Genomic DNA, 25,431 nt, shown 5'->3' with positions numbered 1-25,431 from the left:
CGCTATCTCCGCAGGAACTCGGGCGCGACCAGCAGCAGTGCGACCCCCTGGCTGTTGCTTTCCGCCCGCGCGATCGCCTGGGTCGTGGCGGGGCTCAACGCCTCCGGGAACATCGCGGCGGCGCGGGCGCGCGGATCGATCTGGTCGCGGGTGCGCTGCGCCATCCGCTCGGCGGCCTCGACCCGGCGGAGCACCGCATCGGGCCCGGCCCAAGCGCCCGTCACGTCGTCCCACCCCGCCGGCGAGCCCGGCTTCCACACCGGCTGGCCGAGCTGGTTCATCAGCCCCGGCATGGCGTTCGGCTGGAGCTGCCGGGTGCCGAGCGCGCGCATCGCCGAAATCGACCATTCCCAGGGTGACTTGAACTTCACCGTCCCCGGCGCCCAGCATTCTGGCGAGGCAATGAGGGTGCGATAGAGGCTCGGCAGGTCGCCCCCGGTCTTGCGGAAATTCGCCTCCAGCCGCGCGACGAGCTTTGGCGGCGGATCGTCGCCGGCGAAATGGCGGGCGAGCTTGGTGGCGATGTGCCGGGCGGTGGCGGGATGCGTGGCGAGATGGTCGAGCACCGCGGCGGCCTGCGCCTCGCCCGCCTGCGGCCATGGCTGGCCGAGGATGGTACGCGTGCCCGGCTCGTGCAGCGCGTCGGCGAAGACGAAGTCGCCCGGGCGGCCGCTGGCACCGGTGAACTTGGCGACCGGTCCGCGACCGAAGCCGGCGACCGTCCAGCCGGTCATGGCGCGGGCGAACTCGGTGACGTCGGCCTGGCTGTAGCCGGTGCGGACGCCGAGCGTGTGCAATTCCAGGATCTCGCGCGCGAGATTCTCGTTGAGGCCGAGGTTGCGGCGCACGTTCGGGCGATTGGCGGCGCGGACCGCCAGCGGGCTGTTCGGCCCCACCGACACCGCCTGGTCGAGGAACAGCAGCATCGCCGGATGCCGCTCCACCGCGAACAGCATGTCGCGGAAGCTGCCCATCACATGCGGGCGGATCGCCTCGAACTCGAAGGCGCCGGCGAGGTTGGTCACCTCCATCTTGTCGCCCGAGACGGCGAAGTGATTGGCCCAGAAATGCACCAGCCGCTCGGCAAAGGGTGCCGGCGACTGGAGCGCGGCCAACGCGCGGGCGGTGACGGCGCCATTGTAGAGCGCGCGGCTTTGCTGGGCGAACTGCTTGCGCAGCGCCTCGGCGGGACCGTCGCCGGTCTGGACGATCGGCGGCTGCGGCACCGGCGGCGCCATCGCCGCGGCAGGCCTGGAGGGTATCGATGGCGGCGGCGCTGAAGGCCCTGCGGTTTTCCGCAACTGCGAAATCTGTGCGCGATAGGCGGCGAATTGCGCAACCAGCGTGCCGCTGGCCGGCTGCCCCGCCATCGGCGGCGGTGCCACGACATAGCGCTCCAGCTGCTGCGCCAGCCACGCGCGCGGCTCGTCCCCCAGGCTATCGTCGGGGCGCGCACCCAAACCGAAGCGATTCAACGCGATACTCATACCCGCCATCGGCTACACTCCGCTGACCGGTGCGCCTTCTACCGCGCGATTGTCGCAGGAGTTTGCCAGCGCCGCTCCGCTCGTCGCATCGGCGAGCCGTTCGTCCCGTGTCCGAACAGTTGCGCGGACTGCAATCATGACCCCCGCGCTTTGCGGTTGCCGAATCTGCTGCAGCGCAACAAAACGTCTATCAAGAACATACGAAGGATGCCGATCTGGCTCTTTTGGCCCAACGAAGGAGAAAGATCGTGACCCGTTTCACCATCGCACTCGCCGCTACCCTGTTCGCCGCCGCGCCCGCTTTCGCAGCCGACAACGCTGACGCCCGCAGCTTCACCCGCGACGGCGTGACCTACACCTACACCTCGACCGTCAAGGGCGACGTGCAGATCCTCGAAGGCGTCGCCAAGCCGGGCAACCAGAACTTCCGCCTCGTCGTGCGCAACGGCTGGGTCGATGGCAACGCCGCCGGTACCCGCGTGTCGTTCCGCGTTCCCAAGGTGACCAAGGTGCAGGTCGCGTCGCGCTAAGCGACGCCCACCGGCTCCCGGAAAAACAAGAACCCCGCGGCCGCCTGGGCGACCGCGGGGTTTTCCGTTCTGGGGGGACGGAACTGAAACTTAGTGACGGGTGCCTGCGGTGCCGCGCCCGGCCTCGTCGGTTGCCGCCCTACGGGTCGGCAGATACGGGTGCTTGCCGGCCTGATGATGTGCCTGGGTGGCGGCGGGCTTGTGGTCCTTCATCCGCCAGGTAACGATCTGGCTCTTGCCGGCCGGCATCCATACCCGCGCATGGGTTTCGTGGAGCGACTGGGCCGCCGCGGGCGTGACCACCATGATCGCAGACATCAGTGCGATGGGTGCAAGCTTCCCGATGGCGTCGCTCATGATCGGTCGCATCCTCTCCTGCCCCGATCTTCTACCCACCGGGCGTTGCGTTACACTTGCGCGGCTGTAACGAAAGATTGCCTCTGCTTCGGCCCAGCGACCAGCAACACTTTATTACAATTCAGCCACGAATCGGCCATGCTGCAGCGCGAAGATGTAACATCGGCGCGACAGTCCCGTCCTCGAGAATGGGTCGCCGCACCGGCGCAGGCTGGAACTTTCACTCGCTACCGAGAGGGAAGTTTCCATGAAGATTCGTCTTGCCGCCGCAGCCCTGCTCGGCCTCTCCGCGCCCGCTTATGCGCAGGAAAACGCCCCGCCCCCACCGGTCACCGTCTCGGGCAGCGTCGCGCTCGTCTCCGACTATCGCTTCCGCGGCGTCTCGCAGACCGACAAGGAAATGGCGGTCCAGGGCGGTCTCACGGTCACCCATGAAAGCGGCCTCTACGGCTCGCTCTGGGGCTCCAACCTGTCGGGCTGGGGTACGTTCGGCGGCGCCAACATGGAGCTGGACGTGGTCGGCGGCTACAAGCTGCCGATCGGCGGCGGCGCCGCGCTCGACGTGGGCGTCACCTGGTACATGTATCCGGGCGGCGCCTCCAAGACCGACTTCGCCGAGCCTTATGTGAAGCTGAGCGGCAGCATCGGGCCGGTCTCGGCGCTGGCCGGCGTCGCCTATGCGCCGCCGCAGCAGGCACTCGGCAACTGGAGCAACACGCCCGAGAGCCGCGAGGGCGACAAGGAAGACAATCTCTATCTCTGGGGCGATGTCAGCACGGCGGTACCGAAGACCCCGATCACGCTGAAGGCGCATCTCGGCTATTCGGACGGCAACAAGGGCCTCGGCCCGAACGGCACCAGCGTCGCGCCGACCGGCAGCTATGCCGACTGGCTGGTCGGTGCCGACCTGGCGCTGGGCAAGGTGGTGCTCGGCGTCGCCTATGTCGACACCAGCATCACCAAGCGCGACAGCGCATATCTGCTGCCCAATTTCTCCAGCACCAAGGACGGCTCGACGATCGCGGGCAGCCAGGTGGTGTTCTCGGTGAGCGCGGCGTTCTGACGCGAAGGCACCCCTCCCGCTTGCGGGAGGGGACGGGGTAGGGACTGACGTGGCAACATCGCTGCGGCGGAGCAGCCCCTCCCCTAGAGCATTTTCAAGTTGACCGTTTACGGTCAACGACTCGGAAAATGCGGCAATCGAAAACCTAGAGCGTCTTCGCCCAAGGTGAAAACGCTCTAGCCCCTCCCGCAAACGGGAGGGGAACGAACATCAGAAGCCCTCGGGCAGCTCGATCGTGCCGCACACTTCCAGATACCGCGCGATGGCGTAGCGATCGGTCATGCCGGCGATGAAGTCGCCGATGTGGCGGCTGCGCCAGGGCTCCTCCGCGGGCAGCGCCTCGCGCCATTCCGCCGGCATCAGGCCTGGGTCGGCGACATAGCCCGCGAACAACCCCGACACGACCTGCCGCGCCGAGGCCGCCGCCGCCAGCTGGCTCGGATGGTGGTAGAGATTGGCGTACATGAACCGCTTCAGCCCGCGCTCGGCGTCGCGCATCGCGGGCGAGAAGCCCGCCAGGCAGCGCCCGGCCCTCCGCACGTCGTCGACCGTCTCCACCCCCGACTCCGCGATCCGCGCCCGAGTCTCGCCGATGAAGTCGTTGACCATCAGCCCGATCTGCGAGCGGATCAGCTCACCGGTCAGCCGCTTGGCACCCACGCCGGGGAAGCGCGCCTGCACATCCGCCCAGGCCACGGCGATCATCGGCACGGCCATGATCTGGTCGAGCGTCAGCAGCCCGGCGCGCAGCCCGTCGTCGATGTCGTGATTGTCATAGGCGATGTCGTCGGCGATCGCCGCGACCTGCGCCTCGAGCGAGGGCCAGCTGTCGAGCTCGAGCGGGAACTCGGCATCGGCCGCGGCCAGCGCCCATTGCGGTTCGTGGATCGGGCCGTTGTGCTTGGCCAGGCCCTCCAGCGTGTCCCAGGTCAGGTTCAGCCCGTTCCACGAGGGATAGGGGCTGTCGAGCAGGGTCAGCGTGCGCAGCGTATGGCCGTTATGGTCGAAGCCGCCCTTCCCCGCCAGCGCCGCCTCCAGCGCATCTTCGCCGGCATGGCCGAAGGGCGGATGGCCGATGTCATGCGCAAGGCACAGCGCCTCGGTAAGGTCCTCGTTCAGCCCCAGCGCGCGGGCGATCGCGCGGCCGATCTGGGCGACCTCCAGGCTGTGGGTCAGCCGCACCCGGAAATGGTCGCCATCGGGGGCGAGGAACACCTGCGTCTTGTGGCGCAGCCGGCGGAAGCTGATCGAATGGATGATCCGGTCGCGGTCGCGCTGGAAGGCGTCGCGCGGGCCGCGCGCACCGCCGCCCGCTTCGGGATGCAGGCGACCGCGCGTCCGTGCGGGCGTACAGGCCCAGGAGGAAAGCTGTTTCACCCGCGCGCCCTAGCCCAGCCGGACGGCCTTGCGAAGGGTCAAGGCGCGATCTTGCTGACCTTCTGCCCCGCCGCGCTGGTGACGACGAAGGCCGAGACCCCCTCCCCCGCCAGCTTGTTGACGAAGGCCTGCGCCTCGCCGCTCGTCTTGAACGGCCCGGTGACGATGCGGTTGGTCGCCTTGAACGGCATCCACCAGCCGCCGCGTGCCTTCAAGAGCTTGGGCGACTTGGCCGCGACGCCCTTCCAGGCACGGTCGACGGTGGATTCGTTGGCGCCGCTCGCCACCTGCACCCAGACGCGTTCGGGATCGGCCTTCTTCGGATCGGGCTTCTTGGGCTCGGACTTCTTGCCCTTGACCGGCTTGGCGTCCTCGTCGTCCGCGGGCTTGCCCCCCTTCTTCGTGCCGGGCCTGGTGGGCCTGGTGTCGGCCTCGTCCCCGGCCTTGGCGCCCTTGCGAGCGCCGGGCTTTGCGGGCCCGGCCTCTTCCTCGTCCGCGACGATCGGCCGCTTGGGCTCGGGCTTGGGCCGGACGGTGATCGTCGGCTTGGCCGCAACGATCGGCTTTGGCGCGACGGTACTCGGGCGCGCCGCCGGCGTCCGCTCGCTGGCCGGCACGTCGATAGTCGCGATGATCGAGGCGAGCGGCGAATTGGCGGGCGCGACGTAGCGGACCTCGGGCTGCGGCGCCGGGGTCGGCTGGACGATCGGCCGGGGCGCGGGGCTCGGCTGCCGCGTGGACGTCGGTTGCGGCACCACCGACTGCGGCACGGGCTGGCTCGGCACGGTACGGGCGACGGGTGCCACGTCCGCCCTGGCGACCTGAACCGACGCGGTCTTCGGCGTCGAGGCACCGCGACGCCCGCGCATATCGGTGCGCACCGACATGGCGGCAGGCGTCACCGGCGCAGTCTGCGCGATCTGCACCGGCGCGGGGCCGGTATAGGCCGGCAGCGAGGGCGCCATCCGCGCATCGGCCAGCCGCGCCGGCGTCGGCGTCAGCTCGCCGAAATGCACCGCGAAGGCGCGATCGGCGGGGCCCAGCGTCGCGATCCGGCGGAAGAAGGGCAGCAGGTTCTTGCCCGCCGCGCCCGGCAGCACCGTGCCCGCGATCTTCTCGGCCCCCGCGACATCGCCGTTCATCGCCAGGATGAAGGCGCGGTCGCGCCACGCCGCGCGGTCCTGCGCCCGCAGCAGCGCATCGAGTTCGCGCTCGGCCCCGGCCCGATCGCCGCTGATGCCGAGCGACAACGCATAGCGCCGCACCACGTCGTTCTCGCGCTTGGTCGCCAGCGCCAGCTTATAGTCGCGCTGGGCGAGCAGGGGCTGGCCGAGCAGGTCATAGGCGAAGCCGCGATCGGCGGCGAACTCGCGCGGATCGACACCGCGCTGCTCGGCCTGCTGGAACAGCTTGAGCGCCTCGCCCGGCCGCCCCTGCCGCACCAGCACCGCGGCGCGGTTGCTGGCGATCCGCGGGTTGGTCGCCTCGATGTCTTCCGCCCGCTGGAGCAGCGCCAGCGCGCCCGACAGATCGCCCAGCCGCGTGCTCAGCCGCGCCGCCGCGACCAGCGCCTCGATGTCGCGCGGGTTCTCGGCGAGCACGCGCATCTGGGTGGCGAGCGCATCCGCATCGGGATTGTGCGCCTGCACCACTTCGCTCTGCGCGAACGCCGGATGTGCGCCGAGGAGCAGCGCCGACGCGAACGCGCCGATGCCGAGATGTTTCTTGCTGATCATGCTGGGCTAACCGCTAGTGCCGCGGCGCTGAACCGCCGCTGACGGGGCAAGGGGTGGCCCGGCGAACCGTGCCACCCCTGCGCCTTACTGGTTGTTCTGGCTGCGCAGGAACCGCGGGATGTCGAGCGGATCCTTGTCCTCTTCCTCGGTAGCCTTGCTGCCGCGCGAGGCCGAGGCCATGCGCTCGAACAGCGTGCCGCCGGTCTTGGGGCGCGGCCGGGTATCGGCATCCTCGTCGCCGCCAGTCAGCCAGCGACGGCGGCCGGCCGGTGCCTCGGACGCCGGAGCGGGCGCAGCGGCGGGAGCCGGGGCCGGCGCCGGGACCATCGCTTCGGCGCCGAGCAGCAGCTCGTCCGAAGCCGGGGCCGGCGGGGTCGGCTCGGGGGCCGGCGCAGGCGCGGCGGCGACCGGCTCGGGCGTCGGCGCGACGGGTGCCGGCGCGGGAGCGGCCTCGGCAACCGGGGCGGGTGCGGGTTCGGGCGCAGCAGGGGCCGGTGCGGGCGCCGCTACCGGCTCCGGCGCGGCAGCACCGGTGGTGCGGCGCGGGGTGGAGAAGGAGAAGACGCGCGGCTGCTCGGCCGGCGCCGCCGGGCGGTTCTCGACATTCGCGTCGATGCCGGTGGCGACCACCGACACGCGGATGCGGCCCTCCAGCTCCGAGTTGAACGCCGACCCCCAGATGATGTTCGCGTCCGGATCGACCAGCTCGCGAATGTGGTTCGCGGCCTCGTCCACCTCGAGCAGGCGCATGTCCTCGCCGCCGGTGATCGATACGATCACGCCCTTGGCGCCGTTCATGCTCACGCCGTCGAGCAGCGGGTTGGCGATCGCCTTCTGGGCGGCGATCAGCGCGCGGTCGTCGCCGTCCGCCTCGCCCGTGCCCATCATCGCCTTGCCCATCTCCTGCATCACCGAACGGACGTCGGCGAAGTCGAGGTTGATCAGGCCGGGCATCACCATCAGGTCGGTGATGCCGCGCACGCCCTGCTGCAGCACCTCGTCGGCCATCTCGAACGCTTCCTTGAAGGTCGTGTTCGCATTGGCGATCAGGAAGAGGTTCTGGTTCGGGATGACGATCAGCGTATCGACATACTTCTGCAGCTCTTCGATGCCCGCCTCGGCCGATTGCGCGCGGCGCTTGCCCTCGAAGGCGAACGGCTTGGTGACCACGCCGACAGTGAGGATGCCCATCTCGCGCGCCGCCTTGGCGATCACCGGCGCCGCACCCGTGCCGGTGCCGCCGCCCATGCCGGCGGCGATGAAGCACATATGCGCGCCTTCGAGCGACTGCTGGACCTGCTCGATCGTCTCTTCCGCCGCGGCACGGCCGATCTCGGGCCGCGAGCCGGCGCCGAGCCCTTGCGTGATCTTCGCGCCGAGCTGGATGCGCTGCGGCGCGACCGACTGCTTCAGCGCCTGCGCGTCGGTGTTTGCGACCAGGAACTCGACGCCCTGCACCTCGGCGCGGATCATGTTGGCGATGGCATTGCCGCCAGCGCCGCCAACCCCGATCACCGCGATCTTCGGCGTCAGTTCGTCCACGTCGGGCGGAAGGAAATCGATACTCATTCTATGGTCTCCCGTGGCAGCGCACGCGCACGCTGCACAGCCTGATATTCTCTGATGCACGAAGCGAAGCGACGACTCCAGCCATCCCTAGCACCCCGGCATTCGCTTTTCTTCAATAATTCGCCCGGAACGCCGCGATCAACCGCTGGAAAAGCGCGCCCGGGCTCGCCCGCGTCACCAGCTGGTGCCGGCTGGGCTCCAGCGTGCGCAGGTCGATCGGATCGGCCGCGGCAAACTGGGTGAGCCCGGCCAGCGTAGAGAAGGCCGGGCCGGCATGCGCATTGGGCATGGCGAGCAAGCCCCGCGGGCGCCCGACGCGCACCGCGTTGCCCAGCGCCTGCTGAGCATAATCGGCGATTCCGGCCAGTTCGGCGCCGCCGCCGGTCAGCACGATCTGGCGGCCCACCGGCTCCTGGAAGTTGAGCTTCTTCAGCTCCTTGCTGATCTCGGCGATCAGCCGCTCCAGCCGCTGGCGGATGACCGTGTTGAGCGCCGCCTTGGTGATGCGCGGGCCTTCGGTGCCCTCGTCCGCGGTCGCCGGCGCGACGTCGATCGTCTCGCGATTGTCGCGCGGGGAGAGATTGGCCGAGCCGTGGAAGCATTTGGTCCGCTCGGCCCAGGCGCGCGCGGTGCCGAAGGCGGCGGCGATGTCGTCGGTAATGTCGGCCGAGCCCATCGGGATCGAGGCCAGCCCCGCCAGCACCCCTTGCGCGAAAACGGACACGTTGGTCACGCCCGCGCCGATCTCGACCAGCGCGACACCCAGCTCGCGCTCTTCCTCGGTCAGGCAGGCGAGCCCGGTCGCGACCGGTGCGGCGATGATCGAGCGGACCTCGAGATGCGCCGAGCGGACGCACAGATCGAGGTTGCGCACCGGCGAGCCGTCGGTGGTGACGACGTGCACGTCGACCCCCAGCCGATCGGCATGCAGCCCCAGCGGCCGCTTGACGCCGCCCAGCCCGTCCACCGTGTAGCGGGTCGGCTGCGCGTGGAGCACCATCCGCCCCTGCGGATCGATCGCGCCGCGCCCGGCCTTGAGCAGATCGTCGATATCGGCCTGCTCGACCCGGTGGCCGCCCAGATCCGCCTCCACCTTGACCACGCTGGAGACCAGCCCGCCCGCCGAGAAGCTGACCCAGACATCCTCGATGTTGAACCCGGCGATCCGCTCGGCCTGCTCCACCGCCTCGCGGATCGCGATTTCGGTCGCGTGCATGTCGGCGACATAGCCGCGCTTGACGCCCCGGCTCTCGCGCTGGCCGGTGCCGAGCACGATCAGATTGCCCTCGTCGGTGCGCTGCGCGATCAGCGCCGAGACCTTCGACGATCCCACGTCGAGCGCGGTGATCAACCCTTCGGGTGCAGCCTTCGCCATCAACCTTCCCCTGCGCCGGTGCCCGCCGGCGGCGGCGTTGTCGTCGTCGTCGTTGGCGCGGTCGGTGCCGCCGTCGGCGCGGAGGATACCGGCGGCGGCGGCTCGATCACGCCCTGCCGACGCACAACCAACTTGTTCGCGTCGCGCATGTCAAATCCGACATAGCCACGACCCAGCAGCCGCTGCGTGCCGTCGATCTGGACGAATTTCTTGAGCGCTGCGATCGCCTCGTCCTCGCCCTCGGGCAGCTGCAATTTCTCGCCCGAGGTGAAGAACAGGTCCCAGCGGCGATTGCCGACCCAGCTGGTCGCCTTGACCAGCGCCTTGAGGCCGGGCTGCGTCTCGAGCAGATGCTTGCGCGCGGCTTCCTGGGTGTTGGCGCCTTCGCCGATCAGCAACGGCAGATCGGGCATCGCCTCGAGGGAGACCGGCTCCAGCGGCACGCCCGAGGGATCGATCAGCATCAGCTGGCCATGGTTCTGCCAGACGGCGGCCGGCGTGCGCTCCTCGATCGCGATGTGCAGCGTCGACGGCAGGCGGCGCGAGACGCGTGCGTCCTTCACCCAGGGGAACTTCAGCAGCCGCTGCCGCACCTCCTCCAGGCTGACCAGCGGCATCGCACGCGAGTCCTGGTCGAGCACCTGCTCATAGACCGTGGCGCGGTCCATCCGCTTCAATCCGTCGATCTGGATCTCGTCGACCTTGAGGCCGGCATCGCCCACCGCCTGCGCGAAGCCCACCCCGATCATCTGCGGTACGCCCGCGAGAATCCCGACGGTCAGCACCACCGCGGCGACCGCGCCGACGATGCTCCACGTGGTGACCTTGTGCAGCGTCTCCGGGCTCATCGGCAGCCCGGCGATCGCCTGGTCGAGCACGCTCGCCCGCTGCGGCCGGCGCGCGGTGCCGCGCGGCTTCGGCTTCTCGCCGCGCCGGGTGGTCGCGCGCTGCGCTTGGGCGGGCCTGCGGCTCACAATGCCTCCTCGACGATCCGTTGCACGAGACTAGCATAGTCGATGCCGAGATGGCGCGCCTGTTCGGGCACCAGGCTGAGCGGGGTCATGCCCGGCTGGGTGTTGACCTCAAGCAGGAACAGCCCGTCCACGCCCTGCGTATCGTCCCAGCGGAAATCGGCGCGCGAGGCGCCCTTGCAGCCGAGCAGCCGGTGCGCGTCGAGCGCGATCCGCTTGCACGCTTCCGCCACATCGTCCGGGATCTTCGCCGGGAAGACGTGTTCGGTGAGGCCGTCGGTGTATTTGGATTCATAGTCATAGAAGCCGCTCTTGGGCTTCAGTTCGGTGACGCCCAGCGCCTGGTCGCCCAGCACCGCGGTGGTCAGCTCGCGCCCGCGGATGAACGGCTCGGCCAGCAGCTCCTCGAACTCCTGCCAGGGCCCGCGCGCATCCGGGTGAATCGGGTTCCCGACATTGCTCTCGGCGGTGACGATCGCCACGCCCACCGACGAGCCTTCGTTGACCGGCTTCAGCACATAGGGGCGCGGCAGCGGATCCTGCCGATACAGCTCCTCGCGCGACACCATCCGCCCGCCGGGCATCGGGATGCCGTGCGGCACCAGCGCCTGCTTGGTCAGCTGCTTGTCGATCGCGATCACCGAGGTCACCATACCGGAGTGGGTATAGCGGATGCCCATCAGGTCGAGCATGCCCTGCACGCTGCCATCCTCGCCCGGGGTGCCGTGGAGCGCGTTGAACACCACGTCCGGCTTGGCCTCGGCGAGCTTGGCGGCGACGTCGCGGTCCAGGTCGATCCGGGTGACGCGGTGGCCGAGGCTCTCCAGCGCATCGGCGACGCCGCCCCCCGACATCAGCGATACCTCGCGCTCGGCCGACCAGCCGCCCATCAATACGGCGATGTGGAGATTCTTCGTCATTTACCCGCAACACCCACGCGCTGAATCTCCCACTCCAGTTCGACGCCCGACTGCGCCTTGACCCGCGCGCGGACGTCCTCGCCCAGCGCTTCGATATCGGCGCTGGTCGCTTCCCCCAGGTTGAGGAGGAAGTTGCAATGCTTCTCGCTGACCTGCGCGTCGCCGCGGCGCAGGCCCCGGCAGCCGGCCGCGTCGACCAGCGCCCAGGCCTTGTGACCCTCCGGGTTCTTGAAGGTCGAGCCGCCGGTCTTCGAGCGCAGCGGCTGCGATTCCTCGCGCGCGGCGGCGATGCGGTCCATCTCGGCCTGGATTGCGTCCGAGGGCTTGGGGAAGCCGCGGAAGGTGGCGCTGACCACGATCGCGCCCTCGGGCAGGCTGCTGTGGCGATAGGTGTAGCCGAGATCGGCATTCCCTAGCGTACGCCGCTCGCCCGAGCGGAGGACGACTTCGCATTCGACGAGGATGTCGCAGGTCTCGCGGCCATAGGCGCCGCCGTTCATTCGCACGAAGCCGCCGACGGTGCCGGGGATCGAGCGCAGGAACTCGACGCCGCCGATGCCCCAGTCGCGCGCCCTGGACGAAACGAGGATGCCCGAAGCACCGCCGCCGCATCGCAGGGTGACGTCGTCGAGCTGTTCGACCACGGCGAACGCCTTGCCGAGGCGGATCACCACGCCGGGCACGCCGCCGTCACGAACGATCATGTTCGAGCCTAGGCCCAAGCCCATTACAGGGACGGCCGGATCAAGTGCGGCGAGGAAGGATGCGAGGTCGTCGGCATCGGCGGGCTCGAACAGCCACTCCGCCGCGCCGCCGCTCTTGAACCACACCAGCGGCGCAAGCGGGGCGTCGGGCGTGAGTTTGCCGCGAACGGGGGGCATGTTCACAGACCGCGCTCCAGCACGCAAGTTCCTCCCCGGGCGAAGCTCGGGGAGGGGGACCGCCGCCGCAGGCGGTGGTGGAGGGGCCGCGCCGTCAGGCGCGGAGCACGCTGCAACGGAAGGCCACCGCCGCTGTCGCGGCGGCCCCTCCACCACGCTGCTGCGCAGCGCGGTCCCCCTCCCCTGCGTTCGCAGGGGAGGAATGAAGTCATCGCCAGGCTCACGCTTCCCCCCGCGCAGCCGCGATCGCCGGTGCGAGACCCGCAGCCCATTTCGTGATGTCGCCCGCACCGAGACACACCACCATGTCGCCCTCGCGCACCACGCCGCCGAGTGCAGTCGCCAGCGCCGTCGCGTCGGTGGTCGCCGCTACCGCGCGGTGCCCGCGATGCGAGATCTGCTCGACCAGCGCATCGGCATGAACGCCCTCGATCGGCGCCTCGCCCGCCGGATAGACCGGCGCCACATACACCATGTCGGCGTCGTTGAACGCCTGGGCGAACTCGTCCATCAGATTGCCCAGCCGCGAATAGCGGTGCGGCTGCACCACCGCGATCACCCGGCCGCGCGTGCTCTCGCGCGCCGCCGCCAGTACCGCGCGGATCTCCACCGGGTGGTGCCCATAATCGTCGATGATCGCCGCGCCCGCGACTTCGCCGACCTTGGTGAAGCGCCGCTTGACCCCGCCGAACTTGGCGAAACCCTGCTGGATCGTCGCATCCGGAATGCCGAGCTCCAGCGCCACGCCGATCGCGGCCAGCGCGTTCTGGACATTGTGGCGGCCCGGCATCGGCAGCTCGATATTCTCGATCGAGCGGGTGGTGCCGTCGCGGTTGCGGATGATCGCCTCGAACCGGTTGCCCCCGGCATGCGGCGTCACGTTCACGCCGCGCACATCGGCGCTGGCAGCGAAGCCATAGGTGACGATCCGCCGGTCGCGAACGCGCGGGATGATCGCCTGCACTTCCGGGTGATCGAGGCAGAGCAGCGCCGCGCCGTAGAAGGGCACATTCTCGACGAACTCGACGAACGCCGCCTTGACCTTCTCGAACGAGCCATAATGGTCGAGATGCTCGGGATCGATATTGGTGACGATCGCATAGGTGCCGTCGAGCCGCAGGAAGCTGCCGTCGCTCTCATCGGCCTCCACGACCATCCAATCGCTGTCGCCCAGCCGGGCGTTGGAGCCGTACTGGTTGATGATCCCGCCGTTGATCACGGTCGGGTCCACCCCGCCCGCGTCGAGCAGCGCCGCGACCATCGAGGTCGTCGTCGTCTTGCCGTGGGTGCCCGCCACCGCGATGGTGGACTTGAGCCGCATCAGCTCGGCGAGCATCTCGGCGCGGCGCACCACGGGGATGCGGTTCTGATAGGCCGCTTCCACCTCGGGGTTGGTGCGGACGATCGCGGTGGAGACCACCACCACCGCCGCCTCGCCCAGATTCTCGGCGGCATGGCCGATCGTCACCGGAATGCCGCGATCGCGCAGGCCCTGGACGACGTAGCTATCGGCGACGTCCGAGCCCTGCACCTTGTAGCCGAGGTTATGCATCACCTCGGCGATGCCCGACATGCCGATGCCGCCGATGCCGACGAAGTGAATGGTACCGATGTCGGTGGCGACGCCCTTCATGCGTAAGCTGGCCTTCCGTTCTTGTTTGCTTTCTGCACCTTCCCCACCGGGGCGCGGGGTGCGTGGATCGATTCGACGAGATCGGCGAGGTCGCGCACCGCATCGGGCCGGCCGACGCCGCGGGCGCGCGCCGCCGCATTCTCCAGCGCCTTGGTGTCGAGCCCCAGCTTCTGCATCTGCTTGGCCAGTTCCTGCGCGGTGAAGGCGCGCTGCGGGATGGTCCGCGCGCCGCCGGCCTCGGTGATCTCGCGCGCATTGGCGGTCTGGTGGTCGTCGGTGGCGCTGGGCAGCGGCACCAGGATCGCGGGACGCCCGGCGGCGGTCAGCTCGGCGATGGTCGACGCCCCTGCCCGCGCGATCACCAGATGCGCCCAGGCGAGCCGCTCGGGCATGTCGGGCAGATAGGTGGCGACCTCGGCCGGGATCTCGTGTTCCTGATATTTGGCGCGGACCATCTCGATGTCCTCGATGCGCGCCTGGTGCGTCACCTGGAGCCGGCGGCGGAAATGCACCGGCAGCAGCGCGAGCCCGTCGGGCACCACCTGGCTGAGGATCGAGGCGCCCTGGCTGCCGCCGGTCACCAGCACGCGGAACAGCCCGTCTTCCTCGAGCATCGGATAGGGCTTGGCCCGCAGCGCCAGCACCGCCTCGCGCACCGGATTGCCGGTGAGGTGGGTCTTCACGTCCCAGCCGGGCTTCATCCGCTCGACCTTGTCGTAGGAGGTGGCGATCGCCGCCACACGGCCCGCGACCAGCCGGTTGACCCGGCCCAGCACCGCGTTCTGCTCGTGGATCACGGTGGGGATGCGGGCGCTGGACGCCGCCGAGAGCGCCGGAAAGGCCGGATAGCCGCCGAAGCCGATCACCGCGGCGGGACGCAGCTGCTTGTAGAGCTTGCGCGCCATCGCCCGGCCCGCCAGCATCTGCCGCGCTGCCTTGAGATAGCCGATCGGCCCGCCGCCCAGCCGCCCGGCGGGCAGCACATGCGTCTCGACGCCCTCGAACAGGCCGGGAAAGCGCACGCCGCGTTCGTCGCTGACCAGCGCCACCTGATGCCCGCGCCGTGCGAGCTCCACCGCGAGGGCCGCTGCGGGCACCATGTGCCCGCCGGTGCCACCGGCGGCGAGGACGTAACTGCGGCGTTCGGTCATGCGGCTTTGCTCCAGCGGCCGGTATAGGGAGACCGCTTCAGATACGGGTTTCGTCGCGTGAAAGCGAGCAGCAGGCCATAGCCGATCGACAGCGCGATCATCGACGAGCCGCCATAGCTGATGAACGGCAGCGTCATGCCCTTGGACGGCGCGATGCCGGTGTTCACCGCCATGTTGATCAGCGCCTGCACGCCGAACTGCGAGGCGAGGCCGGCGGCGGCGAGCAGCCGGAACGGATCCTCCTCGTCGAGCAGCTTCATCAGCACGCGGACGACGATGGCGAGGTACAGCAGCACGATGATGCCGCAGGCGATCAGCCCGAACTCCTCGCCGATCACCGAGAAGATATAGTCGGTATGCGCCTCGGGCAGGCGGAACTTGATCTGGCCGCTGCCCGGCCCCGCGCCGAACAGCCCGCCGGCGGTCAGCGTGTCGTGCGCCATCTCCACCTGATAGCGATCGGCGAGCGCGGCTTCCTTGGTGGGGAACAGGAAATTGTCGATGCGGGTGCGCGCGGTGCCATAGAACAGATAGGCCGCGACCACCCCCGCCACTGCCATGCCGCCCAGGCTCGCGATCGCAGCGGGCGAGATGCCGGAGAGCATCAGCAGGATCACCCACACCGTGCCGAACAATATGGTCTGGCCGAAGTCCGGCTGGAGCATCAGCAGCACCGCGATCAGCGCGGTGATCGCGCCGGTGACGATCATCACCGGCAGCTCGGGATCCTTGGCGCGGAACGAGAGGATCCAGGCGGTCGAGACGATGAACATCGGTTTCAGGAACTCGGACGGCTGCAGGTCCGAAATGCCCAGGCTGATCCAGCGCTTGGCGCCGTTCACCTCGTGCCCGATGATCGGCAGCAGCATCATCAGGCCGAGAAAGACCAGCGCGCCCGCCAGCGACAGCCGCCGCGCCAGCGAGGTCGGCAGCATCGAGACGAGGATCAGCACCGGCACGCAGATGCACACCCACATCAGCTGCCGCCAGAAATAATACATCGGCTGGACGATATGCGTCGCATCCGAATAGCGCCGCGCGGTCGCGGGCGAGGCGGCGGCGACCGCCACCAGCCCGATCGCGATGAGCAGCAGCGGCAGGAACAGCAGCACGCGGTCCACTTCCCAGAACCACATGCCCGCGCGGGACTTGCTGGCGCGGCTGAGCTGGTTGGAGATACGCGGTAGGCCGCCCTTGTTCTCGTCCGCGTCTCCCGGCTGGCGGCTCACCCGAGCGCCTCCACGGCGGCACGGAAGGCATCGCCGCGATGCTCGAAGTCGCGAAACTGGTCGAACGAGGCGCAGGCCGGCGACAGCAGCACCGCCTCGCCCGGCCGGGCCTGGGCGGCGGCGGCGTGGACGGCGGCCTCCAGCGTGCCGGATTGCTCGACGGGCATCTCGCCCTCCAGCAGCCGGGCGAACAGCGGCCCCGCCTCGCCGATCGTATAGGCACGCACGACATGGCCGAAGCCGGGGCGGCAGGCCTCCAGGCTGTCGGTCTTGGCGACGCCGCCGAGAATCCAGTGGATGCGCGGGAACGCCGCGAGCGCGGGGGCGGTCGATTCCGGGTTGGTCGCCTTGCTGTCGTTGACGAAGACCACGCCGTTCCGCGTCGCGATCCGCTCCATGCGGTGCGGCAGGCCGGGGAAGCTCTCCAGCCCCTTGTCGATCGCGGCGCGGTCGATGCCCAGCGCCTCGCAGGCGGCGATCGCGGCGAGCGCGTTCTGCGCATTGTGCGGCCCCTGCAGCGCCGGCCAGCGTGACTGGTCCATGCACACGCCGGGCGCGATCCTGGTCACGTCCTCGCTGCGGCCGGACAGCGCCACCTGCCGGGCGATGTTCGCCGAGGCCGCATCGCCGAGGCCGATGATCGCCGCATGCCCCTTGGACTGCATCGCGAACAGCCGCGCCTTGGACGCGGCATAGCCCTCGAAGCCGTCATAGCGATCGAGATGGTCCGGCGTGATGTTGAGCAGCACCGCGACGTCGCAGTCGAGGCTGTGGGTCAGGTCGATCTGGTAGCTCGACAGCTCCAGCACATAGACGCCGCCTGCGGGAAGCGGATCCTGGCCGAGGATCGGCAGGCCGATATTGCCGCCCAGCCGCGTGGGGGTGCCCGCGGTCTCGATAATGTGGTGGATCAGCGCGGTGGTGGTCGACTTGCCGTTGGTGCCGGTGATGCCGACCACGCGGTGCGCGGGCAGATCGGCGCGCGCTTGCGCGAAAAGCTCGATGTCTCCGATCAGCGGCACGCCGGCCGCGCGGGCGTGCGCCGCGATCGGGTGCCGGTTGAGCGGCACGCCGGGGGAGACGACCATGCCGGCACAGTCGGTGAGATCGGTAGTCAGCGGATCGGCGAGCAAAAGCTCCCTCTCCCCTTCCGGGGAGAGGGTTGGGGAGAGGGGCAAGTGCGACGCGCCATCGACAGGCCCCTCTCCCCGACCCTCTCCCCGCAAGCGGGGAGAGGGAGACAAAGACTCCCGCGCCGCCTCGTTCGCATCCCACGCCAGCACCCCTGCCCCGCTGGCCAGCAGCGCGCGCACGGTCGCCGCGCCCGAGCGTGCGAGCCCGAGCACCGCGAAGCGTTTGCCGCGCCAGGCGGGGCTGGTGATCACCGCAGCTTGAGCGTCGCGAGACCGGCCAGCGCCAGTACGAAGGCGATGATCCAGAAGCGGATCACCACGGTCGGCTCCGACCAGCCGAGCTGTTCGAAATGGTGGTGGATCGGCGCCATGCGGAACACGCGCTTGCCGGTGCGCTTGAAGAAGAACACCTGGATGATGACGCTCAGCGCCTCCATCACGAACAGACCGCCGATGATGCCTAGGACCAGCTCGTGATGGGTGGTGACGGCAATCGTGCCGATCGCCCCGCCCAGCGCCAGGCTGCCGGTATCGCCCATGAACACCGCGGCCGGCGGCGCGTTGAACCACAGGAAGGCGAGCCCCGCCCCGATCATCGCGCCGCAGAAGATGGCGAGGTCGCCCGCGCCCGGCACGTGGGGGATGCCGAGGTACGTCGCGTAGATCTTGTTGCCGGCCAGGTACGCGATCAGCATGAACGCCATGCCCGCGATCACCACCGGCATCGTCGCCAAGCCGTCGAGCCCATCGGTGAGGTTCACCGCATTGCCGAACGCCACGATCGTGAACGCCGCAAAGGCGATGTAGAAATAGCCGAGATCCGGGTGCACCCAGCTGAGGAACGGCACGTAGAGCTGGGTATTGCCCTCGGCAAAGAGGATGATCGCGCTGGCGATGCCGGCGATCAGGAACTCGCCGAGCAGCCGCACCTTGCCGGAGACGCCCGCGGTCTTCTGCTTCCGCACCTTGTCGTAATCGTCGAGGAAGCCGATCATGCCGAAGCCGAGAGTCACGAACATGCACGCCCACACATAGGCGTTGCGCAGGTCCATCCAGATCAGCAGCGCCAGCGTCAGGCTGGTCAGGATCATCAGCCCGCCCATCGTCGGCGTGCCGCGCTTGGCGAGGTGGCTCTGCGGTCCGTCGGTGCGGATCGGCTGGCCCTTGCCCTGGCGCAGCCGCAGCCAGCCGATGAACTTCGGCCCGATCAGCAGCCCCAGCAGCAGCGCGGTCGCCACCGCCCCGCCGGTGCGGAACGACAAATACCGGAAGAGATTGAGGACGCCGGGAAAACCCAGCTGCTCCGCGATCAGATAGAGCATGATTGCCTTTCCGCCAGCGCCGCGACGATCGTCGCCAGCCGCACGCCGTTCGACCCTTTGATGAGAACCGCGTCGCCCGGCGCGAGCGTCGATTCAAGCGCAGCCTTCGCGGCCGCAGCATCGGCCACATGGACGAAATCCAGCCGTCCCTCAAGCGCGGCGGCCAGCGGCGCCATCGCTTCGCCCACCAAAATGGCACGACTCACCCCGGCTTGCGTGATCGGATCGGCGAGTTCGGCGTGGAGGGCATCGGCGTGGGTGCCCAGCTCGCGCATCTCGCCGAGCACCGCGACCCTGCGCCCCGGTTCGGCGGCCAGCACCTTGAGCGTCGCGCACATCGAGCTGGGATTGGCGTTGTAGCTTTCGTCGATGACGAGCGCGGTGCCGTCGCCGACGGACACGGTCATCCGCGCGCCGCGACCGGCAAGCCCGCCCATCTCGGCGAGCGCGAGCCCCGCGACTTCGAGGTCGCCGCCCACCGCATCGACTGCGGCGAGAATCGCCATCGCGTTGGACACCCAATGCTCGCCCGGCTGGGAAATGGTGAAGCTCAGCTCGCGATTGCCGTAACGGGCCATCACGAAGGTGCCGCCGCTCCGCGCGCGCATCGTCTCGACGGCGCGATAGTCGGCGCCCTCGCCCAACCCGAAGGTGACTATCCGGCTGGCATAGGGCCGCGCGGCGTCGAGCAGCCGGTCGCGATAGGGGCTGTCGAACGGCACGATCGCAGTGCCGCCCGCGCCGAGCCCCTGGAAGATCTCGCCCTTGGCGTCGGCGATCTTCTCGACGCTGTCGAAGAAGCCGAGATGCGCCGGCGCGATGGCGGTGACGATGGCGACATGCGGCCGCACCAGCCGGGTCAGCCGGGCGAGTTCGCCGGCATGGTTCATGCCCATCTCGAACACGCCGTAGCGGCTTTCGCGCGGCATGCGGGCGAGGCTCAGCGGCACGCCGGTATGGTTGTTGTAGCTCTTCACCGAGCGGTGCGCGCAGCCGGGATCGATCCGGTCGAGTGCGGCGAACAGCGCCTCCTTGGTGCCGGTCTTGCCGACCGAGCCGGTGACGCCGATGATCTTGGCCGAGGACCGCTTGCGCGAAGCCGCACCGAGCACGTTCAGCGCGCCGGTGGTATCGGCGACGCGGATGCTGGGATGATCGGTGGGGTCGGACACCACCGCACCGGCCGCCCCCTGCGCGAAGGCCTGGTCGAGGAAGCGATGCCCGTCGGTGCTCTCGCCCTTCAGCGCGAGAAACAGGTCGCCAGGGCCGACTTCGCGGGAGTCGAAGGCGACGCCGGAAACGGTGAAGTCGGCGGAGGCGGTGCCGTGCGTGGCAGCGGCGATCTCCGCGGAGGTCCAGAGCGTCGAGGTCACGCCGCGCACTCCCGCGCCACCGCGACATCGTCGAACGGCAGCACCATCTCGCCGACGATCTGGCCCTGCTCATGTCCCTTGCCGGCGACCAGCACGATGTCGTGCGGCTCGGCCATCGCGATCGCCGCCGCTATCGCCGCGCGGCGGTCGCCGATCTCGGTCGCCTCCGGTGCGCCCTTGAGGATCGCGCGGCGGATCTCGGCCGGATCCTCGGTGCGCGGATTGTCGTCGGTGACGATCGCCACGTCGGCGCCCGACGCCGCCACCTGCCCCATCAGTTCGCGCTTGCCGGGATCGCGATCGCCGCCGGCGCCGAACACCAGGATCAGCCGGCCGTCGGTATGCGGCTTCAGCGCCGCGATCGCCGCCTCCAGCGCATCGGGGGTATGGGCATAATCGACATAGACCGGCGCGCCATTGGCGGCGATCACCGCCCGCTCGAGCCGCCCGCGCACCGGCTGCAGCCGCGCGCAATTGGCGAGCGTTTCGCCCACGTCGCCGCCGGTCGCGATCACCAGCCCCGCCGCGGTCAGCGCGTTCGCCGCCTGATAGGCGCCGATCAGCGGCAGCCGCACGGTGTGGAGCTTGTCCCCCGCCTCGATCTCCAGCGTCTGGCCGAGTAGCGAGGGCGTGCGCGACACCAGCCGCAGCGTCTTGCCATGCTCGCCCACCGTGATCAGCCGGTTGCCGCGCATCCGGGCGAGATCCTCGACCTGCGGCGCATGCGGATCGTCGGCCCACACCACCGCCGTGCCGTCCTCGGCCAGCACCTCGGCGAAGAGGCGCAGCTTGGCGGTGAAATAGGTCGCCATGTCGCCGTGATAGTCGAGATGGTCGCGGCTGAGATTGGTGAACGCCGCCGCGCGCACCGGCAGCCCCTCGGTACGGTATTGCGACAGCCCGTGCGACGAGGCCTCGAACGCGACATGGGTCACCCCTTCGCGCGCGAGCCCGGCGACGTTGGACAGGAAGGTGACGATGTCCGGCGTGGTCAGCCCGGTCGAGACGCGCTCGTCCGCCGTGGTCACGCCCAGCGTGCCGATCGAGGCGGCGTGAAAGCCGGCCATCCGCCACAGCTGGCGGGTCATCTCGACGGTGGAGGTCTTGCCGTTGGTGCCGGTCACCGCCGCGGTGACCGCCGGGAACGGCGCAAAGAACTGCGCGGCGAGGTTCGCGAAGCGCGCGCGCGGATTGGCGTCGGCGATGTGCATCGCGCCTGCCACCTTCGCCTCGGGCCGCGCCACCACGGCGATCGCGCCCGCCTGAACGGCGGCCTCGATATAGTCCTCGCCGTTCACCCGCGCGCCTTCGAACGCGCCGAAGATCGTGCCCGGCGCCACCTTGCGGTGATCGATCGCGAATCCGGTGACGACCGCGTCGTCCGCGGTGCCGATCAGGGGTCCCAGTTTCATTCGGCAGTCGCTTTCGGCTCCGGGGAGCGATCGACGAGCGGCAGCAGGTCGCTTTCGTCGATGTCCTTGGCATTGTCGGGCGCGATGCCCAGAAGGGCGCCGGTCCGCGCGATCAGGCGCGAGACGACCGGCGCGACGGTCCAGGCCGCGGTGGTCCGCGGCGTAGTGGCATTGGCCTTGGGCGAGTCGAGCATGGCGACCACCACATAGCGCGGCGCGTCGACGGGGAAAGCCGCCGCGAAGGTGGAGACGTTGCGGTGATGGTCGTAGCCACCCTCGCTCGCCGCCTCGGCGGTGCCGGTCTTGCCCGCGACGCGGTAGCCGGGCGCCTCGCCCTTGCGGCCGGTGCCCTTGAGCACGATCAGCCGCAGCAGCTGGCGCATCCGGTAGCTGGTCGATTCCTGCAGCACCCGCCTGCCCTGCACCGGATGCTCGGCGTCCACCTTCATCAGCGTCGCCGGGTGCCAGATGCCGCCATTGACCATCGCGGCATAGGCAGCCGCGAGGTGCAGCGGCGTCACCGCGATGCCATGGCCATAGGCGGTGGTCATCACCGTGATCCGCCCCCAGTTCGCCGGCCAGAGCGGGCGCACCGCGCCGATCTCGATGCTCGGCCGCTGGTCGAAGCCGAGGCGGCGGAACATGTCCTGCATCTTCTCCGCGCCCAGCTCGTCAGCGATCCGTGCCGTCGCGATGTTGGACGAATAGATCAGCGTTTCCGGGATGTTGAGCCAGCGAAACTGCTCGTCGCCCGGATCGTCATGGATGGTGAAGCGGCCGACCTTCATCGGCGCGGTCGCATCGAAGCGCCGCGACATCGAGGTGATCGTGCCCGAATCGATCGCCGCTGCCACCGCGATCGGCTTGAAGGTGGAGCCGAGCTCGTAGACGCTCTGGGTCACGTTGTTGCGCGGCGGCGGCCCGACCAGCTGGTTGGGGTTGAAGCTCGGCAGCGAGGTCATCGCGACAACCTCGCCGGTGTGCACGTCGAGCACCACCGCGGCGGCGCCGCGCGCCTGCAGGTCGGTCATCGCGCGACCCAACTCGCTCTCCAGCGCCGCCTGGACGCGTGCATCCAGGGAAAGCGTCACCGGCTTGCCGCGCTGCGCCGGATCGCTCAGCCGCGCCTCCAGCACCTTCTCCATGCCGGTGACGCCATGGCCCTTGTCGTCGAGATAGCCGAGCACGTGCGCCGCCATGTCCGACTGCGGATAGAGCCGGTCGGTCTCGCGCTGGAACTCGATCGCCGGTTCGCCGAGCGCGTTCATCTGGTTGACCAGCTCGGGCAGCGCGCGGCGCTTGAGGAAGGCGAAGCTGCCGCCGGCCTTGAGCAGGGCATAATATTGCGCCTGGCTGCGCTCGGGAATCAGCTCGGCGAGCTTCTGCGCCAGCGCGGCCTTGTCGCCGATCACCTGGTTGGGATGGATCGCGATCGTCCAGGCATCGATGCTGCGGGCGAGCGGCGTGCCGTTGCGATCGACGATGTCGCCGCGCGCCGGGACCAGCGCGTTGGACAGGTCGCGCGGGCTGGCCGGCCCGGCCGACAACGCCAGAAAGGCGAGCTTGACGAGGATCGCCAGCACGCCCGCGCCGAACAGGATCGAGAGAATCATCAGGCGCAACTGCGCCACCGCGACGAGCGCCTCGCGCCCCCCGCCCGAACCCCGCGAACGCGCGGGAGGGGCGACGACGACGATCATCGCTGCGCCGTTTGCTCGCGCTTCGCCACCCGGCGGAGATCGCTGATCGTCGCGGCGCTGAGCAGCGGACGATCGGGCTGGGCCAGCCGGGCCTTGTCGATCTTGCGGATCAGCCGGTCGAGATCCTGGCCGGGCTTGGTATCGGACTGCGCCACGCGGACCACGGTCGACTTGACGGGTGCTGCCTTGACCGGCGCCGCCGACGCGGTCTGCACCGGCCTGGCCGCCACCGTCTTGACCGGTGCCGCCGCAGCGGTCGCCACCGGCTGGGCAGCCGCCGCCGTCTCCACCGGACGCTGCCCGGTCGGGATCACGAGCGCCGCGGTTTCCACCTTGGCATCACCGGGTACGGCCGGGGCCGGCTGGTCGAGCGCCGCCAGCCCGCTGGCGCTGGCCAGATATTGCTGCGGCTGCGGCGCGTTCATCGCCAGCACGTCGCCGTTCCAGCGCTCGATCTGGGCCATGTTGGCGCGGGTGTCGAATTCGGTTTCGAGGCCACGGATGTCCTTGTGCGCCTGGACGATGGCGGAGTCCATCGCGCGCAGCTTCGCCCGTTCCGCCGCGCCGTGCGACGTCACCATATAGCAGGTCGGCGCAACGATGACGCCGCACAGGAACCAGCCAAGCCCCCGGAAGCCATAGACAGCCATCACACCTTATCCTCACCGGACCACGGCGCCGCCTCGGTCCGCCGCGCCGCGCGCAGCGTTGCCGAACGGGCGCGTGGGTTACGCACCAACTCCGCCTCGCCAGGGCGCACGGCCTTGGCGGGCGTTTCAAAACTCGGTTCCGCCCGCGGCCCCACCGCCGGGCGATGCCGCGAACCCGCCGGCGTGCTGCCGCTGCGTTCGCGGAAGAAGCGCTTGACCAGCCGGTCCTCCAGGCTGTGGAAGGTCACCACCACCAGCCGCCCGCCGGGCTTGAGCACGCGCTCGGCGGCCGCCAGCACGTCGGTCAGCTCGTCCAGTTCGCGGTTGATGTGGATGCGCACCGCCTGGAAGGTCCGCGTCGCGGGATCCTTCTTGTCGTGCGGGCGATGGCCGAGCGCGCGGCGCACCACCGCCGCCAGCTCCGCGGTGCGGGTCAGCGGCCGCGCCTCCACGATGAACTTGGCCACGCGGCGCGCGCGCGGCTCCTCGCCGAGGTGGAACAGCACGTCCGCGATCTCGCCCTCGTCGGCATTGTTGAGCCAGTCGGCCGCGCTCATCCCCTCCCCCGCCATCCGCATGTCGAGCGGCCCGTCCTGCTGGAACGAGAAGCCGCGCTCGGCCTGGTCGAGCTGCATCGAGGAGACGCCGATATCGAGCACGACGCCGTCCACCGGCGCCAGGCCGCGCGCCTCCAGCTCTTCGGCCAGCCGGCTGAACGGCGCATGGATCAGGGTGAGCTGCCCCGCGCTCTCCGCGACGATGCGGGCACCATTGGCGATCGCGGTCGGATCGCGGTCGAACGCCACAACGCTGGCACCCGCACCGAGCATGGCGCGCGTGTAGCCGCCGGCGCCGAAGGTACCGTCGACATGGGTTTCGCCGGGCGCAATCGCGAGCGCGTCCAGCACTTCGTCGAGCAGCACGGGGATGTGGGGCGCGTCGGTCACATCGCCCCCTTTTGCTGCATCAGGTACAGGCAGATTTCCTTGAGTTCGGGATCGGCGGTCTCGCTCGCGAGCAGTTCGTCGGGCGCCCAGATGTCGAACGTGTCGCCGCTGCCGACGAAGAACGCCCATTTCTGGATCTTGGCCTTGGCGCGGAAGAAGGGCGGCAGCACGAACCGCCCGCTGTCATCGTACGGCGCCTTTTCGACCATGCCGAAGGCGCGGCGCTTGGGGCGCACGCTGGGCTGCTCGCCACGATCGAGCGCCTGCTGGTCCAGCTTGTCAATGCGCTCGTACTTGGTCCGCGACCAGCCGGTATCGTGCGCGGAGAGGCACGGATCCTCCGCATGCACGCCGACGACGATCTGGCGGACGTCCGAATTGCGCTCGGCGGCAGCGCGCAGGTCTGCGGGTATGGCGACGCGACCCTTCTGGTCGACCGCCTGGAGCGCAAATCCTTCGAAGAGCTCCCTGTCCGCCACGCCAAACCCCAAGCCGGGCACGACTCTCCCGCCGCCGGAATCACGCGAAATCGTGTTCCTGCTGGTGCTGTTCGGGAGAAAGGGTTCGTGCCCCCCTTTAGTGTGCCCTTTTAATCACATTATAGGGCGGGAGACA

General features: G+C 69.6%; 22 protein-coding genes. 2 read left to right on the top strand and 20 right to left on the bottom strand.

All coding sequences use genetic code 11. The features are described 5' to 3' along the window. Nucleotides 1-2 precede the first annotated feature (2 nt). Nucleotides 3-1,496: a DUF1800 domain-containing protein gene (locus tag GGR89_RS10530; RefSeq protein WP_125972153.1), complete on the bottom strand. Its 1,494-nt coding sequence runs from the start codon at nt 1,494-1,496 to the stop codon at nt 3-5. 239 nt (nt 1,497-1,735) lie between these two features. On the opposite strand from GGR89_RS10530, the gene GGR89_RS10525 reads away from it, so the two are divergent. Next, nucleotides 1,736-2,017, top strand: coding sequence for a hypothetical protein (locus GGR89_RS10525; protein ID WP_084580441.1), 282 nt, complete (start codon nt 1,736-1,738; stop codon nt 2,015-2,017). A gap of 90 nt (nt 2,018-2,107) precedes the next feature. Here the strand turns inward: GGR89_RS10525 and GGR89_RS10520 are convergent, their stop codons facing one another. After that, nucleotides 2,108-2,374 carry a hypothetical protein gene (locus GGR89_RS10520; protein WP_164542597.1) on the bottom strand — a complete coding sequence of 89 codons (267 nt, stop codon included), beginning with the start codon at nt 2,372-2,374 and terminating at the stop codon, nt 2,108-2,110. 247 nt (nt 2,375-2,621) lie between these two features. Between GGR89_RS10520 and GGR89_RS10515 the strand changes: the two genes are divergently transcribed. Next, nucleotides 2,622-3,437 (top strand): TorF family putative porin, encoded by an 816-nt coding sequence (locus GGR89_RS10515; protein WP_125972149.1) that lies wholly within the window; start codon nt 2,622-2,624, stop codon nt 3,435-3,437. Between the two features lie 210 nt (nt 3,438-3,647). Here GGR89_RS10515 and GGR89_RS10510 read toward each other — a convergent pair whose 3' ends face one another. The 18 genes from GGR89_RS10510 to GGR89_RS10425 form a co-directional block, all read right to left on the bottom strand. After that, complete coding sequence (locus GGR89_RS10510; RefSeq protein ID WP_125972147.1) at nt 3,648-4,814, bottom strand: deoxyguanosinetriphosphate triphosphohydrolase; 1,167 nt, start codon at nt 4,812-4,814, stop codon at nt 3,648-3,650. Nucleotides 4,815-4,852: 38 nt separating this feature from the next. Further along, nucleotides 4,853-6,550, bottom strand: a complete 1,698-nt coding sequence (locus tag GGR89_RS10505) for an SPOR domain-containing protein (protein ID WP_125972145.1) — start codon at nt 6,548-6,550, stop codon at nt 4,853-4,855. A gap of 84 nt (nt 6,551-6,634) precedes the next feature. Beyond that, on the bottom strand, nt 6,635-8,119 hold the full coding sequence (gene ftsZ / locus GGR89_RS10500) for a cell division protein FtsZ (protein WP_125972143.1): 1,485 nt from the start codon (nt 8,117-8,119) through the stop codon (nt 6,635-6,637). Between the two features lie 112 nt (nt 8,120-8,231). Continuing rightward, nucleotides 8,232-9,494, bottom strand: coding sequence for a cell division protein FtsA (gene ftsA / locus GGR89_RS10495; protein ID WP_125972141.1), 1,263 nt, complete (start codon nt 9,492-9,494; stop codon nt 8,232-8,234). After that, on the bottom strand, nt 9,494-10,468 hold the full coding sequence (locus GGR89_RS10490) for a cell division protein FtsQ/DivIB (RefSeq protein WP_125972139.1): 975 nt from the start codon (nt 10,466-10,468) through the stop codon (nt 9,494-9,496). The genes ftsA and GGR89_RS10490 overlap by 1 nt, the downstream gene beginning before the upstream one ends. After that, nucleotides 10,465-11,385 (bottom strand): D-alanine--D-alanine ligase, encoded by a 921-nt coding sequence (locus GGR89_RS10485; protein WP_125972137.1) that lies wholly within the window; start codon nt 11,383-11,385, stop codon nt 10,465-10,467. The genes GGR89_RS10490 and GGR89_RS10485 overlap by 4 nt, the downstream gene beginning before the upstream one ends. Then, a complete protein-coding gene (murB, locus tag GGR89_RS10480) occupies nt 11,382-12,266 on the bottom strand; it encodes a UDP-N-acetylmuramate dehydrogenase (RefSeq protein ID WP_125972186.1) in 885 nt (294 codons plus the stop codon). The genes GGR89_RS10485 and murB overlap by 4 nt, the downstream gene beginning before the upstream one ends. Before the next feature lie 220 nt (nt 12,267-12,486). Beyond that, a complete protein-coding gene (gene murC, locus GGR89_RS10475) occupies nt 12,487-13,899 on the bottom strand; it encodes a UDP-N-acetylmuramate--L-alanine ligase (protein ID WP_125972135.1) in 1,413 nt (470 codons plus the stop codon). Then, a complete protein-coding gene (gene murG / locus GGR89_RS10470) occupies nt 13,896-15,050 on the bottom strand; it encodes an undecaprenyldiphospho-muramoylpentapeptide beta-N-acetylglucosaminyltransferase (RefSeq protein WP_167712884.1) in 1,155 nt (384 codons plus the stop codon). The genes murC and murG overlap by 4 nt, the downstream gene beginning before the upstream one ends. Further along, nucleotides 15,047-16,279: an FtsW/RodA/SpoVE family cell cycle protein gene (locus GGR89_RS10465; RefSeq protein WP_125972131.1), complete on the bottom strand. Its 1,233-nt coding sequence runs from the start codon at nt 16,277-16,279 to the stop codon at nt 15,047-15,049. The genes murG and GGR89_RS10465 overlap by 4 nt, the downstream gene beginning before the upstream one ends. After that, entirely contained in the window at nt 16,276-17,664 is a 1,389-nt protein-coding gene (gene murD / locus GGR89_RS10460) for a UDP-N-acetylmuramoyl-L-alanine--D-glutamate ligase (RefSeq protein WP_125972129.1), read from the bottom strand. The genes GGR89_RS10465 and murD overlap by 4 nt, the downstream gene beginning before the upstream one ends. Beyond that, nucleotides 17,661-18,734 carry a phospho-N-acetylmuramoyl-pentapeptide-transferase gene (gene mraY, locus GGR89_RS10455; protein WP_125972127.1) on the bottom strand — a complete coding sequence of 358 codons (1,074 nt, stop codon included), beginning with the start codon at nt 18,732-18,734 and terminating at the stop codon, nt 17,661-17,663. The genes murD and mraY overlap by 4 nt, the downstream gene beginning before the upstream one ends. Continuing rightward, nucleotides 18,722-20,107: a UDP-N-acetylmuramoyl-tripeptide--D-alanyl-D-alanine ligase gene (locus GGR89_RS10450; protein WP_125972124.1), complete on the bottom strand. Its 1,386-nt coding sequence runs from the start codon at nt 20,105-20,107 to the stop codon at nt 18,722-18,724. The genes mraY and GGR89_RS10450 overlap by 13 nt, the downstream gene beginning before the upstream one ends. Then, nucleotides 20,104-21,519 (bottom strand): UDP-N-acetylmuramoyl-L-alanyl-D-glutamate--2,6-diaminopimelate ligase, encoded by a 1,416-nt coding sequence (locus tag GGR89_RS10445; protein WP_125972122.1) that lies wholly within the window; start codon nt 21,517-21,519, stop codon nt 20,104-20,106. The genes GGR89_RS10450 and GGR89_RS10445 overlap by 4 nt, the downstream gene beginning before the upstream one ends. Further along, nucleotides 21,516-23,219 carry a peptidoglycan D,D-transpeptidase FtsI family protein gene (locus GGR89_RS10440; protein ID WP_125972120.1) on the bottom strand — a complete coding sequence of 568 codons (1,704 nt, stop codon included), beginning with the start codon at nt 23,217-23,219 and terminating at the stop codon, nt 21,516-21,518. Before GGR89_RS10440 ends, GGR89_RS10445 begins: the two co-directional genes overlap by 4 nt. Next, nucleotides 23,216-23,869 (bottom strand): hypothetical protein, encoded by a 654-nt coding sequence (locus GGR89_RS10435; RefSeq protein WP_125972118.1) that lies wholly within the window; start codon nt 23,867-23,869, stop codon nt 23,216-23,218. The genes GGR89_RS10440 and GGR89_RS10435 overlap by 4 nt, the downstream gene beginning before the upstream one ends. After that, nucleotides 23,869-24,816 (bottom strand): 16S rRNA (cytosine(1402)-N(4))-methyltransferase RsmH, encoded by a 948-nt coding sequence (rsmH, locus tag GGR89_RS10430; protein WP_125972116.1) that lies wholly within the window; start codon nt 24,814-24,816, stop codon nt 23,869-23,871. The genes GGR89_RS10435 and rsmH overlap by 1 nt, the downstream gene beginning before the upstream one ends. Beyond that, nucleotides 24,813-25,295, bottom strand: coding sequence for a division/cell wall cluster transcriptional repressor MraZ (locus GGR89_RS10425; RefSeq protein WP_121078307.1), 483 nt, complete (start codon nt 25,293-25,295; stop codon nt 24,813-24,815). Before GGR89_RS10425 ends, rsmH begins: the two co-directional genes overlap by 4 nt. Nucleotides 25,296-25,431: the final 136 nt, after the last annotated feature.

The organism is Sphingomonas trueperi (assembly GCF_011927635.1).
Lineage (GTDB): Bacteria > Pseudomonadota > Alphaproteobacteria > Sphingomonadales > Sphingomonadaceae > Sphingomonas > Sphingomonas trueperi.
Note: the sequence above shows the minus strand (reverse complement) of the source record. Positions and strands in the feature narration are given on the sequence as shown.

Excerpts from the sequence above, each read along its gene's own strand:
- GGR89_RS10530 (WP_125972153.1), bottom strand. The coding sequence starts at position 1,496 with ATGGCGGGTATGAGTATCGCGTTGAATCGCTTCGGTTTGGGTGCGCGC.
- GGR89_RS10520 (WP_164542597.1), bottom strand. The coding sequence starts at position 2,374 with ATGAGCGACGCCATCGGGAAGCTTGCACCCATCGCACTGATGTCTGCG.
- GGR89_RS10515 (WP_125972149.1), top strand. The coding sequence starts at position 2,622 with ATGAAGATTCGTCTTGCCGCCGCAGCCCTGCTCGGCCTCTCCGCGCCC.
- GGR89_RS10505 (WP_125972145.1), bottom strand. The coding sequence starts at position 6,550 with ATGATCAGCAAGAAACATCTCGGCATCGGCGCGTTCGCGTCGGCGCTG.
- ftsZ (WP_125972143.1), bottom strand. The coding sequence starts at position 8,119 with ATGAGTATCGATTTCCTTCCGCCCGACGTGGACGAACTGACGCCGAAG.
- ftsA (WP_125972141.1), bottom strand. The coding sequence starts at position 9,494 with ATGGCGAAGGCTGCACCCGAAGGGTTGATCACCGCGCTCGACGTGGGA.
- GGR89_RS10485 (WP_125972137.1), bottom strand. The coding sequence starts at position 11,385 with ATGACGAAGAATCTCCACATCGCCGTATTGATGGGCGGCTGGTCGGCC.
- murB (WP_125972186.1), bottom strand. The coding sequence starts at position 12,266 with ATGCCCCCCGTTCGCGGCAAACTCACGCCCGACGCCCCGCTTGCGCCG.
- murC (WP_125972135.1), bottom strand. The coding sequence starts at position 13,899 with ATGAAGGGCGTCGCCACCGACATCGGTACCATTCACTTCGTCGGCATC.
- murG (WP_167712884.1), bottom strand. The coding sequence starts at position 15,050 with ATGACCGAACGCCGCAGTTACGTCCTCGCCGCCGGTGGCACCGGCGGG.
- mraY (WP_125972127.1), bottom strand. The coding sequence starts at position 18,734 with ATGCTCTATCTGATCGCGGAGCAGCTGGGTTTTCCCGGCGTCCTCAAT.
- GGR89_RS10445 (WP_125972122.1), bottom strand. The coding sequence starts at position 21,519 with ATGAAACTGGGACCCCTGATCGGCACCGCGGACGACGCGGTCGTCACC.
- GGR89_RS10440 (WP_125972120.1), bottom strand. The coding sequence starts at position 23,219 with ATGATCGTCGTCGTCGCCCCTCCCGCGCGTTCGCGGGGTTCGGGCGGG.
- GGR89_RS10435 (WP_125972118.1), bottom strand. The coding sequence starts at position 23,869 with ATGGCTGTCTATGGCTTCCGGGGGCTTGGCTGGTTCCTGTGCGGCGTC.